This is a genomic window from Crocosphaera sp. XPORK-15E (assembly GCF_034931425.1).
In the GTDB taxonomy this organism is placed as follows: Bacteria; Cyanobacteriota; Cyanobacteriia; order Cyanobacteriales; family Microcystaceae; genus UHCC-0190.
Genome location: NZ_JAYGHQ010000001.1, coordinates 121,839 through 134,668 on the forward strand (window position 1 = coordinate 121,839; position 12,830 = coordinate 134,668).

10 protein-coding genes are annotated in these 12,830 nt (G+C 37.5%); 5 read left to right on the plus strand and 5 right to left on the minus strand.

All coding sequences use genetic code 11. From position 1 onward, the window contains the following. Window positions 1-41 precede the first annotated feature (41 nt). Both VB691_RS00595 and VB691_RS00600 read left to right on the plus strand, forming a co-directional pair. On the plus strand, window positions 42-1,103 hold the full coding sequence (locus VB691_RS00595; protein WP_323289515.1) for a ParA family protein: 1,062 nt from the start codon (window positions 42-44) through the stop codon (window positions 1,101-1,103). Continuing rightward, complete coding sequence (locus VB691_RS00600; RefSeq protein ID WP_323289516.1) at window positions 1,087-1,836, plus strand: HEPN domain-containing protein; 750 nt, start codon at window positions 1,087-1,089, stop codon at window positions 1,834-1,836. The genes VB691_RS00595 and VB691_RS00600 overlap by 17 nt, the downstream gene beginning before the upstream one ends. Window positions 1,837-1,881: 45 nt before the next feature. Here VB691_RS00600 and VB691_RS00605 read toward each other — a convergent pair whose 3' ends face one another. From VB691_RS00605 to VB691_RS00625, 5 genes are all read right to left on the minus strand, one after another. Continuing rightward, window positions 1,882-2,424: a peroxiredoxin gene (locus tag VB691_RS00605; RefSeq protein ID WP_323289517.1), complete on the minus strand. Its 543-nt coding sequence runs from the start codon at window positions 2,422-2,424 to the stop codon at window positions 1,882-1,884. A 63-nt stretch (window positions 2,425-2,487) separates the two neighbouring features. After that, a complete protein-coding gene (gene menB, locus VB691_RS00610) occupies window positions 2,488-3,321 on the minus strand; it encodes a 1,4-dihydroxy-2-naphthoyl-CoA synthase (RefSeq protein ID WP_323289518.1) in 834 nt (277 codons plus the stop codon). Window positions 3,322-3,340: 19 nt separating this feature from the next. After that, window positions 3,341-3,844: a GNAT family N-acetyltransferase gene (locus VB691_RS00615; RefSeq protein ID WP_323289519.1), complete on the minus strand. Its 504-nt coding sequence runs from the start codon at window positions 3,842-3,844 to the stop codon at window positions 3,341-3,343. A gap of 125 nt (window positions 3,845-3,969) precedes the next feature. Then, window positions 3,970-5,097 carry an RNA polymerase sigma factor, RpoD/SigA family gene (locus VB691_RS00620; RefSeq protein WP_323289520.1) on the minus strand — a complete coding sequence of 376 codons (1,128 nt, stop codon included), beginning with the start codon at window positions 5,095-5,097 and terminating at the stop codon, window positions 3,970-3,972. Between the two features lie 751 nt (window positions 5,098-5,848). After that, window positions 5,849-6,604, minus strand: a complete 756-nt coding sequence (locus VB691_RS00625; protein WP_323289521.1) for a Uma2 family endonuclease — start codon at window positions 6,602-6,604, stop codon at window positions 5,849-5,851. Window positions 6,605-6,689: 85 nt separating this feature from the next. Here VB691_RS00625 and priA point away from each other — a divergent pair, with 85 nt between their 5' ends. The 3 genes from priA (at window position 6,690) to VB691_RS00640 (ending at window position 12,779) form a co-directional block, all read left to right on the plus strand. Next, window positions 6,690-9,188 (plus strand): primosomal protein N', encoded by a 2,499-nt coding sequence (gene priA, locus VB691_RS00630; RefSeq protein WP_323289522.1) that lies wholly within the window; start codon window positions 6,690-6,692, stop codon window positions 9,186-9,188. A 107-nt stretch (window positions 9,189-9,295) separates the two neighbouring features. Beyond that, window positions 9,296-10,141 carry an amino acid ABC transporter substrate-binding protein gene (locus VB691_RS00635; protein ID WP_323289523.1) on the plus strand — a complete coding sequence of 282 codons (846 nt, stop codon included), beginning with the start codon at window positions 9,296-9,298 and terminating at the stop codon, window positions 10,139-10,141. A gap of 16 nt (window positions 10,142-10,157) precedes the next feature. Beyond that, window positions 10,158-12,779 carry a DNA polymerase III subunit alpha gene (locus tag VB691_RS00640; protein WP_323289524.1) on the plus strand — a complete coding sequence of 874 codons (2,622 nt, stop codon included), beginning with the start codon at window positions 10,158-10,160 and terminating at the stop codon, window positions 12,777-12,779. The last annotated feature ends 51 nt before the right edge of the window (window positions 12,780-12,830 follow it).

The window sequence follows — 12,830 nt, forward strand, 5'->3', positions numbered from 1 at the left end:
TTAGTAATAATCAGATTCAATAATTAAGAAGGCATAGTAAAATGGTCAAAAAAATTGCTCTATTTAATCATAAAGGTGGTGTGAGCAAAACAACCACAACCTTTAATTTAGGTTGGATGCTTGCTTGTAAAGGATATAAAGTCATTTTAGTAGATACTGATCCTCAATGTAATTTAACTGGAATGGCTTTAGGAGAAGCAACTGAGGAAGATGAAGATAGAATTGAAGAAATTTATAATACAAGATCAAATATTAAGACAGGTTTAGCTCCTGCTTTTGAGTCTCAACCAAGAGCAATTGAAGCAGTAGATTGTATTACCATAGGGGATAAAGAAGGATTATTTTTATTACCTGGTCATGTGGGATTTGCTGAATATGAAGTAACATTAGGTATTGCTCAAGAGTTAACGGGTTCTATTCAAGCTCTTAAAAATTTACCAGGTGCTATTACTGATTTATTAAATAAAACAGCTACTAAATTTAATGCTGATTATATTTTAATTGATATGAGTCCCAGTCTAGGAGCGATCAATCAAAATTTATTAATGACCAGTGATTTTTTTATTGTTCCTACCACTGCTGACTTCTTTTCTTTAATGGCAATTGATTCTTTATCTAAGATTTTACCAAAATGGTATAACTGGGCTAAGATGGCAAGTTCATTACCAATTTTAAAAGAAGCAAATTATCCATTTCCTGATGTAAGTTTAAAATTTCTAGGTATTATTGTTCAAAATTTTCGCATTATTCGTGGTAAAGAAACAGCCGCTTTTGAAAAGTGGATAAACAAAATTCAAGAGGATGTTTCTACTAAATTAGTTCCTGTTTTGGATCATCACAATATGATGTTGCCTAATGTAGTTTATACAGAGCAAGGAATGAATCATAGTTATTGTTTAACCAAGATTGCAAATTTCAATAGTTTAATTGCTTTATCTCAAGATCATCGAACTCCAATTTATGATTTAACTTCTGAACAGTTAGGACAAACGGGAGTCGTTTTGCAAAACAGTCAAAAAACGCAAGACAAATTTAGAGAAACATTTTCAGATTTAGCAGATAAAGTGATTAATTTAACTTCAGCTTATGCAGTCAGCAATTGAACAATTTCAAGTTAGTATAAAACGAGTTAGAGATCTCATTGCTTTGCATAATTCTATTAAAGCTCAGTCTACTCCTGCCTTAGATTTATCTGATATATTAAGAGCAGCTTTAGTCCTATCTGTTAGTGCTTTAGATTACTATATTCATGAGGTAGTAACATCAGGAATGTTAGAAATTCATCGAGGACAACGTGCTGAACCTAAATCATCTCGTAATACCTCTAAATCAGCCTTTTCTCGCTTTAACGTTTCATTAGGAGGAGCGCGTCAAGAGAGACAAATAGTCTTAGATATTTCTTCTTGGTTAGAAAATGAAATTCAAGAAAAAGAGGGATATCAATTTTTAGAGAAATCTTATTTAGTTTCTGATTTACTTCCTATTATATCTAACAGTATTTTGAACAGACTCAATAATACTGCTTGGTTAGAAGATGAAATTCGAGAAAATCTCGGATATAAAAGCTTTCAGCAACCTGATAAAATTGCTGAGGCCATTAAATTAATTTCGGATAAGAAATTATGGGAGGAAGTTGCTACTAGCATGAATAAGGAGGCTAAAGATATTAAACAACAGCTAACTTTCATAGTTGATCGTAGGAATAAAATTGCTCATGAAGCTGATATTGATCCTACTTATAACTTAGGCAACCGTTGGCCGATTAATGAATTCTTAGTCAATGATGCTGTTAACTTTATTGAACAAATTGTTGAAACAATTCATCAAGTTTTATGAAATTATTGAACTAGAGACGTTTAATGAAACGCCTCTACATATTAATCAAACTGCATCTTTTAATTCATCAATGCGGGCTAAAACTTCAGCACTATGAATAGCTGGCCTTACTCCTAAAAATCGTTCCCTTAAGATACCATTGGGATCAATTAAATAGGTATGACGTAAAGACATTCCAGTCAAAAAAGAGCCATAAAGTTTACTAACTTTTCCCGTTGTATCTGCTAACAAAGGAAACTTTAAACCCTCCGCATCACAAAACTCTCGATGAGAGTCAACATCATCGACACTAACCCCTAAAATTTGGGTATTTTGTGCTTGATATTTCGGTAAATCTTGTTGAAAACGACGCGCTTCTAAGGTACAACCAGGGGTAAAATCTTGGGGATAAAAATACAATACCACCCATTGACCTCGATAATCTGATAAGGAAATTTCCCCATCTCCTGTATTCGTTGGTAAAATAAAATCAGGCGCAGGTTCATTTAAGGAAAGTTGTGGCCCTCCTAACGCTAAAACAGGCGAATGAACCCCAAAAATTGTCAATGCGATCGCTAAAATGACACTCAAAAAAGTACGACGAGACATAATTACTAATGATGATTAAAGATCTACTTAATATAAGTTTACAATTATTTTTCCAGCCTAAACTTAAGGCAACCAAGGATATTGACGAAAATTAGGGGGACGTTTCTCCAAAAATGCCTGTTTTCCCTCTGCTCCTTCTTCCGTCATATAATAAAGTAAGGTTGCATTGCCCGCTAACTCCTGTAAACCGGCCTGTCCGTCACAGTCAGCATTAAAGGCGGCTTTTAGACAACGAATAGCAATAGGACTCTTTTCTAGTATCTCACCGGCCCATTGAACCCCTTCTGCTTCCAACTGTTCAACGGGAACCACAGAATTAACTAAACCCATATCTAATGCTTGTTGAGCAGTATACTGACGACAAAGAAACCAAATTTCTCTAGCTTTTTTCTGCCCCACAACACGGGCCAAATAACTAGCCCCAAACCCTCCATCAAAACTGCCTACTTTCGGCCCTGTTTGCCCAAAAATTGCGTTATCAGCAGCAATGGTCAGATCACAGATGAGATGTAAAACATGACCCCCACCAATAGCATAACCCGCAACTAAAGCAATAACCACTTTAGGCATGGAACGGATGAGACGTTGTAAGTCAAGGACATTTAAACGGGGAACCCCTGCATCATCAATATAACCTGCTTGTCCCCTCACGCTTTGATCGCCACCGGAACAAAAGGCATATTTTCCATCAGTATGCGGGCCGGCCCCTGTTAATAAAACTACCCCAATTTTACTATCTTCACGGGCATCACAAAATGCGTCATAAAGTTCAAAGACTGTTTTGGGGCGAAAAGCATTGCGTTTGTGGGGACGGTTAATCGTGATTTTAGCTATGCCACCTAATTTATGATATAGGATATCTTCGTAGGTTTTGGCATTTTGCCAGGCAATTTCCATCGGTTAGGGCAAAATAATGTCAACTTTCTATCTTACCTTGGGAAGCGATCGCTAACTTTAATAAATTATCTCCTGTTACCCGACAGATTCGCCAGTCAGGTAACACATCTGCTCCAATACCTTGATAAAATTGGATGGCGGGATCATTCCAGTCTAAAACACTCCATTCTAGTCTACCTGCATCTCGTTCTACCGCCAATTGTGCCACATATTTTAATAGGGCCTTCCCAATACCAAGACGACGATAGGACGGTAAGATAAAGATGTCTTCCAGATATAAACCAGGTTTGGTTAGGAAGGTTGAATAGTTGCTGAAAAACAGGGCAAACCCTACCGTATTTCCTTCCCATTGGGCGATGATCGCCTCTGCGAATGGTTTTTCACCAAAAAGATGCTTTTCTAAGGCTTCAGGGGTTCCTGTGACTTGATGGGAGAGTTTTTCATAATCAGCTAATGCTTGAATTAAGCTGAAAATATCGGAAACATCAGCAGGGTTTGCAGAACGAATGATTAAATTTTCCAAAGTGAACAGATTAGGATTGATCAAAAAGGGAAAAGTCAGAAATCAAAATTTGACTTCCGACTGGTTGGTGAGCCTGTCGAACCACTGACTTCCGACTGGTTGGTGAGCCTGTCGAACCACTGACTTCAATTAAGCCATCCTTTAAGACGACGGGCAACTTGGGGACGACGTAACTTCCGCATGGCCTTACTTTGAATTTGACGCACCCGTTCCCGTGATAAGTTGAACATTCCGCCAACTTCTTCTAAGGTATGGGGTTGAGAAGTACATAACCCATAACGCAAAGAAATGACATCTTTTTCCCGTTCTGTGAGAACATCACTCAAGACGGCGGAAATTTCATTACGCAACATTCCTTCATTCATGCGTTCTTCGGGCAGTTGTAACTCTTGATCTTCGAGTAAATCAACTAATTCGGTGTCCTCTCCTTTACCAACGCGATGATTTAAGGATAAAGACTGTCGCCGCAATTGTAATAATTGACGCAGTTGAGGCTGAGTAACCTCTAATTCGTCGGCCATTTCCTTTTCACTGGGGTTGCGCTGTAATTGTTGCTTCAGTATCCGTTGCGCTTTTTTCAGTTTGTTGAGTTTTTCTACAATATGAATGGGCAGACGAATGGTTCGCGCATCATTGGCAATGGTACGGGTGATCGCCTGACGAATCCACCAATAAGCATAGGTGGAAAATTTATAACCCTTATTGGGATCAAATTTTTCAGCCGCACGGTTGAGGCCAATTGCTCCTTCTTGAATTAAATCTAAGAAAGGCACGCCACGATTAAGATAGCGTTTGGCAATGGAGACTACTAGGCGCAAATTCGAGCGAATCATCTTCCGTTTGGCAGTACGTCCCCGATACAGTCGATTTTCAAATTGCCGTTGGTTCTCAAAGTCCATGGCCTTGGCCCATTCTGCTTTACTGAGGGGGCGTTGTAATTCTTCCTGGAGTTGTTGGCGTTTTTCCTCAGCTTCGGCTAAAAATTGGACACTATAGGCTAATTCGATCTCTTCTTCTGCACTCAGGAGGGGATAACGGGCCATTTCTTTGAAAAATGCCCCAACGGTGTCATCTGAGATGGTTTTGCGATATCCAACCGGATATTGATTCCCTAACTCATCCGATAAACTGGTAAATTCGACTTCTACTGCCTGAAGATCTTTTTCGGTTTGTTCCAGTTCTGCTGCTTCGATTTCCGTTGGATTAAATTGGTCAGTTAAGGAGTCGGTTTGTGTCATCTGTGTCGTGTTCATAAGCTGATAATTCCGAGGAGTAAAACAGGGCAAATTTAATTCGGGGAACAATGAGCGAGGAGACGAGGTCTGGTATGTTGTAAAGTCGTTGCTTATTGGATGTAAAGTCAGCTAAGATTTTAAGATTACCTTAATAATTTGTTTAGCTTTTTTTCATGATCCATAAGGCGAAAAAGAACCAAAAGGGAGATTCAGTAAAGAACAAAACTTAATTGGGTTATCGAGTTTTGAGACTATCGCCTTCAGCCTTAAGGAATCAATGATTAAAAAGACTGACTGCTTATCACGCTACCAGAACTATTTTGAGTTTTTGTCTATCTAATTACAAAAAGACAAGTTTATAAAGAAGTGAGGGTATTTGCTGCGGTAAACTATAGAAATTCTTTAACATTTCGTTGTCTCCTCCACACGAGCGATGCGATTTGTTTATCTTCTATCAAATAACTTATCTGATTTTGGGGGGCTTTTTCATCCTGGGGTAGATAAAGTTTTGTTACAAAAAAGTCTCAGACAAGTTAGGGTGAAATCGGAAAAAAAAATAATATTCGTATACGTTTATACTTTAACTGATCTGCCTCGGATTTGTGTAGGGAGGGATCATAGTTCTTAACAGTTTTTTAACAGTAGTGGGGTTGTGCCTGGAAAAGTTTTGGGGACGTTCGATGAAGCTTTCGACGTGAGCGCGAGCGTCGAACGTCCGAACTGCCGACTTCTGTAGGGGCTTAATAATATTAAGCCCCTAGGACGAATGCTATAACTCCCCAAAACGCGCTTGATATTCTTTTAATTTTGCTTCTAAAACTTCTCGTCTTTGGCGTTCTTGTTCTGCTCGTTCATCACCAATTAATAATAAGTTGCCTTGGTTATCCCACCAACGTAACCATAATTGATCTTGATTTTGATAATTTCCTTGCCAGATGCCTAATTCTATCCCTAACATCGATATAGGAAAATGACCTCTTTCATTGGGTTCTATGGGATGATAAGAAAAATCTTGGAGGTGATAAACTTCCAATTTATGGCTTCTAATTTCATAAATTCCATAGTAGGGAATGCGAATAATTCGTTCATAAACCCAAAATTTACCCGGTTTTGTGACTTCCCCGCTATTAGAGACAGATAAAGGGGTTTTATCCCGTTCTTCTGCACCATCTCCACTGGCAAATTCTAAAGCAATTAATGGGGCCATAAATTCTCGCCACAACACATAAGAACGACGAATTTGACCCTCTAAAAGTGCAGGAACATTCGGTACATAAAACCAGTCGGGGGCGATCGCACCCTGTTCAGGGGGTTCTGTTTCTCGCCAATAAATCCCGCAGTCTTGTCCTATGGCATAATTTCCATCAGGATGTAGTTTTTGCAGGAGAGAACCCAATGAGTCGGTTAATAAGATGCTTTGAGGATGTTCTTGGAAGTTTTTCACAAATGTACCATCTGACTCTGGCAATTGAGTATGGTCAGGAAATGCAGGGGGAATGTCTAAAGAGATAGGGGTTTGAGTCATGATGCAGTCAGAAATTATCGCACATTACCTATGATCTATTAAGATAACTAATAAGTGATTGATTGTCCTAAAAGTCTTAAAAAATATGTCTGTTACACCTAAAAGCTTCATTGTGGCTGAACCGAGATCTTTTTATCAACTTGAAACATCATCACCCCTATGGATTGAGGTTTTAGTTGATTGTCCAGGGGTACAAGGATTATATACTTATAAAATTCCCCAAAATCTTACGGTACAACCAGGAGACATTGTTAGTGTTCCTTTTGGGACACAAATTATTGGAGGAATTGCCATCAGAACCATTTATTCTGTGCCTGATGAGCTTGATATTAGTCAAATCAAAGAAGTTGATGAGGTGATTACATCAGGGTTTTTTCCTCACACTTATTGGCAATTATTAAATCTAGTTTCTCAATATTATTGTACTCAATTAATCACGGTAATTAAAGGCGCATTACCCCCAGGATTATTAGGTAGATCTCAGCGTCGGATTAGACTAAAAATAAATAGTATTCCTCCTGGGGCTGAAAATTTTTGTAGTCCCGTTGCTACGAGAATTTTGAGTTTATTGCGATCGCAAAAAGAGGGAGACTATAGTGTTAAATATTTACAGCGTCAAATCAGAGGTGCAAGTCGAGGAATTAGGGAACTCAGTAAGCGCGGATGGATTGAAAGTTATCTAGAACCTCCCAAAACTACTAAAGTAAAACAACAAAAAGCAGTTACTTTATTGGTGGATAATTTTCCTATAGATTTAACTCCTAGACAGTTAGAAGTATTACAGGTATTACGTCATGAAGGGGGAGAATTATGGTTAAATGATTTATTAAAATTATCTCATTCCAGTTCTTCAGTTGTGCAAGCATTGGCCGACAAAGAATATGTGATTATCGAAGATCGGGAACGCTTAAGATTATTACAGCATCCTGATGAAAAACGAGATCAAGCTAAAGGTTTAACTATTGCTCAGAGAGAAGCATTAAATATTATTAATAGTTTAAATGGTTATGCTGAAATTCTCTTACATGGAGTAACAGGTTCGGGAAAAACAGAAGTTTATTTACAGGCGATCGCCCCTTTATTAGAACTAGGAAAATCAGCTTTAGTCTTAGTACCTGAAATTGGGTTGACTCCACAATTAACAGATCGTTTTCGGGCAAGATTTGGGAATAAAGTATGTGTCTATCATAGTGCTTTATCTGATGGAGAAAGATATGATACTTGGCGACAAATGTTAACGGGAGAACCCCAAGTTATTATTGGAACTCGATCAGCCGTTTTTGCACCTTTACCAAAGTTAGGATTAATTATCTTAGATGAAGAACATGATTCGAGTTTCAAACAAAGCCAAATTGCCCCGACTTATAATGCAAGAAATGTCGCTCAATGGCGCGGAGAATTAGAAAATTGTCCCGTAATTTTAGGCTCAGCAACACCATCATTAGAAACCTGGATTTCTATCAAAAATCCTCAACTATCTTCTAACCCTAACTCTCATTATTTATCCTTACCTGAAAGAATTCAATCTCGTCCTTTACCTCCTGTAGAAATTGTGGATATGAGACAGGAATTAAAACAGGGAAACCGTTCAATTTTTAGTCGTTCTTTACAAAAAGCACTCAGTAATTTAAAACAACGAAAACAACAAGGAATCTTATTTATTAACCGTCGGGGACACAGCACCTTTGTCTCTTGTCGTAGCTGTGGTTATGTGATGGAATGTCCCCATTGTGATGTCTCTTTATCCTATCATTATACCCATGAAGGAGCGACAGAATTATTACGTTGTCATTATTGTAATCATACTCAACTTCAACCCCCAAAATGTCCTGAATGTAGTTCTCCTTATCTGAAATTTTTTGGCAGTGGAACTCAAAAAGTAACCCAAGAATTAATGAGAGAATTTCCCGATTTACGCCCCTTAAGATTTGATAGTGATACCACTAGCACTAAAGGTTCCCATCGTCGCTTATTAACCCAATTTGCGCGGGGTGAAGCTGATATTTTAGTAGGGACACAAATGCTAACAAAAGGGTTAGATTTAGAACAAGTTACATTGGTAGGAGTTGTCTCTGCTGATGGTTTATTACACTTATCTGATTATCGGGCCGCTGAGAGGGCTTTTCAAACGTTAACACAGGTAGCAGGGAGAGCAGGAAGAGGTAATGAACCAGGACAAGTTATTATCCAAACTTATACCCCGGAACATTCAGTTATTCAAGCTGTGAGAAATCATGATTATCAACGGTTTATTGAGGAAGAATTACCGAGACGGGAGGAGTTGAATTTTCCCCCTTATGGCCGGTTGATTTTAATTAAATTAAGTAGTTTAGATGCAATAGAAGTTCAGCAAAATGCAGAGGTATTAGGAGAGTTTTTGCTGCAAAATATTAGCCCAGGTTGTGAAATTTTAGGGCCTGCTCCTGCTAATATAATGAGAATTGCGAGACGTTATAGGTGGCATATTTTATTAAAGTTTGAACCTGATACTGAGGTGATAATTCCTGAGATAAAAGCATTATATCAATTATGTTCCCAGTCAGTTAGTTTGAGTCTAGATATTGATCCGTTACGCATTGATTAGATATAATGACGAAGGTAAATAATTATTGATTATTTACCTCTTACCTATTGACTTTTGACTCTTTCTCACAGTTAATTTGATTCAATTACTTAGTAACTAGCAAAATAATGACATCAAAAAAAATTGTTATAGTCTTAATTAGTCTCATCTTGACGAATTGCTTTTCTAGGCCTGTTTTAGCAGAAACAGTCTTAGAAAAGATTAAACGCACGGGAGAAATGAATGCAGGGGTGAGAAAAGATGCCATTCCTTTTGGTTATGTCGATGAGAGAGGAGAATGGACAGGGTATTCTATTGATTTAATTCGTTTGATTCATCAGCAAGTTGAAAAAGAACTCAAAAAACCCATTCAATTAAATTTAAGAGAGGCCACCATTGATAGTCGTTTCCCTCTGGTGCAAAAAGGAACAGTTGATATTATGTGTGGTGCAACAACCATTACCCAAACTCGCTTAAAATCAGTGGATTTTTCCGTTCCTTTTTTTATGACAGGAGCGCAATTTTTAGTTAAGATAGAAGATGCAAGAGCATTTGATTACAATGGCACTTTAAAGAATATTCCTATCGCGTTTATTCCAGGAACAACAACTCAAGAAATTATTCCCCAAATCTATCCTTTTGCTCAATGGAAAAATATTAAAAGTCGTCGAGAAGGAGTCGAAAAATTGAAAAAAAGAGAAGTTAAAGCAGTAGTGAGTGATGGCATCTTATTACTGGGAGAAATCGTTCAACAAGGCAACAATCTCAAAGACTTTGCTTTAATGCCTCGTCAACCCATGACCACAGAACTTTATGGCTGTATCTTACCGCAAAATAACCCAGACTGGAAACAATTTGTCGATCTCACTATTGTTGCCCCAGGAAATCGCACATTACAAGAAAAATGGTTTAGTATTAAGACAGGTAAATTCCCTTACCTGATTCCCAGTAATCCCGAACCTGGATTCGATTAAAATTAAATTTGTTACTATGTCTTTTGTTGGTTTACACATACACAGTGATTATAGTTTGTTAGATGGGGCCTCTCAATTAAATGCCTTAGTTGAGCGAGCCGTAGAATTAGAAATGCCAGCGATCGCCTTAACAGATCATGGGGTAATGTATGGGGCGATCGAATTAATTAAAGTTTGTCGAAATAAAGGAATTAAACCCATTATTGGCAATGAAATGTATGTCATTAATGGAGATATTGAAGTTAAACAACGTTATAAACGTTATCATCAAGTAGTCTTGGCCAAAAATACTCAAGGCTATAAAAATTTAGTTAAATTAACCACTATTTCCCATCTCAAAGGAATTCAAGGAAAAGGTATTATTGCCCGTCCCTGTATCAATAAAGAGTTATTACAAGAATATCATGAGGGACTAATCGTTACCAGTGCTTGTTTAGGGGGAGAAATACCCCAAAATATTTTGAAAGGAGACTTTAAAGAAGCGAAAAAAGTTGCTAAATGGTATCAAAAACTGTTTAAGGATAATTTCTATTTAGAGATTCAAGATCATGGCTCAGTAGAAGATAGACTGGTCAATATAGCCATTGTTAAAATTGCCCGTGACTTAGACATAAAAATCATAGCGACTAATGACTCCCATTTCATTTCTTGTTACGATGTAGAAGCCCATGATGCCTTATTATGTATTCAAACAGGTAAATTAATTACAGATGAAAAACGCCTCAGATATAGCGGGACAGAATATTTAAAATCTGCTGAAGAAATGCGCTTATTATTCCGCGATCATTTATCAGATGATGTCATAGAAGAAGCCATCAAAAATACCTTAGAAGTAGCCGAAAAAATTGAACCCTATAAAATTTTAGGAGAACCCCGCATTCCTGATTATCCAGTTAATCCCGGTCATACCCATGATAGCTATGTAGAAGAAATTTCCTGGCAAGGGTTATTAGAACGCTTAAAATGTCGCTCTCGTTCAGAAATTCCCCCCGTTTATAAAGAGCGGTTAGAATATGAATTAAAAATGCTGCAACGAATGGGATTTTCTAGCTATTTTTTGGTAGTTTGGGACTATATTAAGTATGCTAGAGAACAAAAAATTCCTGTGGGGCCAGGCAGAGGATCAGCGGCCGGCTCTTTAGTTGCTTATTCCTTAAAAATTACCAATATAGATCCCGTCCATCATGGTCTTTTATTTGAAAGATTTTTGAACCCTGAACGTAAATCAATGCCTGATGTTGATACAGATTTTTGTATTGAAAGACGGGATGAAATGATTAAATATGTCACGACAAAATATGGGGAAGCTAATGTTGCTCAAATTATTACTTTTAACCGCCTGACTTCCAAAGCCGTGTTAAAAGATGTGGCCAGGGTGTTAAATATTCCCTATGCTGACTCAGATAAAATGGCCAAAATGATTCCGGTTTCACGAGGCAAACCCACCAAATTAAAGGTCATGATTTCTGAAGAAACCCCTTCCCCAGACTTTAAAGAAAGATATGATCATGATCCCATTGTTCATCGCTGGTTAGATATGGCTATTCGTATTGAAGGGACAAACAAAAACTTTGGGGTTCATGCTGCGGGGGTGGTTATTTCTTCTGAGCCTTTAGATGAAATTGTTCCTTTACAAAAGAATAATGATGGGGCCGTCATTACCCAGTATTTTATGGAAGATTTAGAATCACTGGGATTATTGAAAATGGACTTTTTGGGGTTAAGAAATTTAACCACTATTCAAAGAACAGCAGATTTAATCAAACAAAATCTAAACAAAGAAATAGATGTAGAGCAACTGCCTTTAGATGAACGAAAAGCCTTACAAATTATTGCCAAAGGCAACATCAAAAAACTGCCGGAAGATATTGAAAATACCCATAAATTACTAGAAAAAGGTGACTTAGAAGGAATCTTTCAGTTAGAATCATCAGGGATGAAAGATATTGTTAGAAACTTAAAACCATCAGGAATAGAAGATATTTCTTCTATTTTAGCTTTGTATCGTCCTGGGCCTTTAGATGCAGGATTAATTCCTAAATTTATCGATCGCAAACATGGTAGAGAACCGATTATATACGAACACCCTTTGTTAGAACCGATTTTAAAAGAAACCTATGCTGTTCTTGTTTATCAAGAACAAATTATGAAAATGGCCCAAGATTTGGCCGGATATTCTTTAGGAGAAGCAGACTTATTACGTCGGGCCATGGGGAAGAAAAAAGCCTCAGAAATGGCAAAGCATCGGGAGATTTTTATTGATGGCGCGACTAAAAATGGAGTTCCCCAAGCTATTGCAGAAAATTTATTTGAGCAGATGATTAAGTTTGCGGAATATTGTCTTAGTTATGACACAGAAATTCTTACGGTTGAATATGGCCCCATGCCTATTGGTAAAATTGTTGATGAAAGCATCAATTGTACGGTTTATTCTGTGGATAAAAATGGCTTTGTTTATACTCAACCGATCCGACAATGGCATCATCGGGGAGAACAAGAAATCTTTGAATATCATCTCGATGATGGGTCAATCATTCGCGCAACCAAAGACCATAAATTTATGACCGTTGAGGGTAAAATGTTGCCCATTGATGAGATTTTTACACAGGAATTAGAACTACAAAAAATGGTTGTTTAAAGGGGTTAAAGTTAAGTGGCTAATTTTGTAACAAAACTCAACAATATGCTC

Bases quoted from the DNA above. Each gene is read 5' to 3' on its own strand.
- VB691_RS00595 (WP_323289515.1), top strand. From the start codon at position 42: ATGGTCAAAAAAATTGCTCTATTTAATCATAAAGGTGGTGTGAGCAAA.
- VB691_RS00600 (WP_323289516.1), top strand. From the start codon at position 1,087: ATGCAGTCAGCAATTGAACAATTTCAAGTTAGTATAAAACGAGTTAGA.
- VB691_RS00605 (WP_323289517.1), bottom strand. From the start codon at position 2,424: ATGTCTCGTCGTACTTTTTTGAGTGTCATTTTAGCGATCGCATTGACA.
- menB (WP_323289518.1), bottom strand. From the start codon at position 3,321: ATGGAAATTGCCTGGCAAAATGCCAAAACCTACGAAGATATCCTATAT.
- VB691_RS00620 (WP_323289520.1), bottom strand. From the start codon at position 5,097: ATGAACACGACACAGATGACACAAACCGACTCCTTAACTGACCAATTT.
- VB691_RS00625 (WP_323289521.1), bottom strand. From the start codon at position 6,604: ATGACTCAAACCCCTATCTCTTTAGACATTCCCCCTGCATTTCCTGAC.
- priA (WP_323289522.1), top strand. From the start codon at position 6,690: ATGTCTGTTACACCTAAAAGCTTCATTGTGGCTGAACCGAGATCTTTT.
- VB691_RS00635 (WP_323289523.1), top strand. From the start codon at position 9,296: ATGACATCAAAAAAAATTGTTATAGTCTTAATTAGTCTCATCTTGACG.
- VB691_RS00640 (WP_323289524.1), top strand. From the start codon at position 10,158: ATGTCTTTTGTTGGTTTACACATACACAGTGATTATAGTTTGTTAGAT.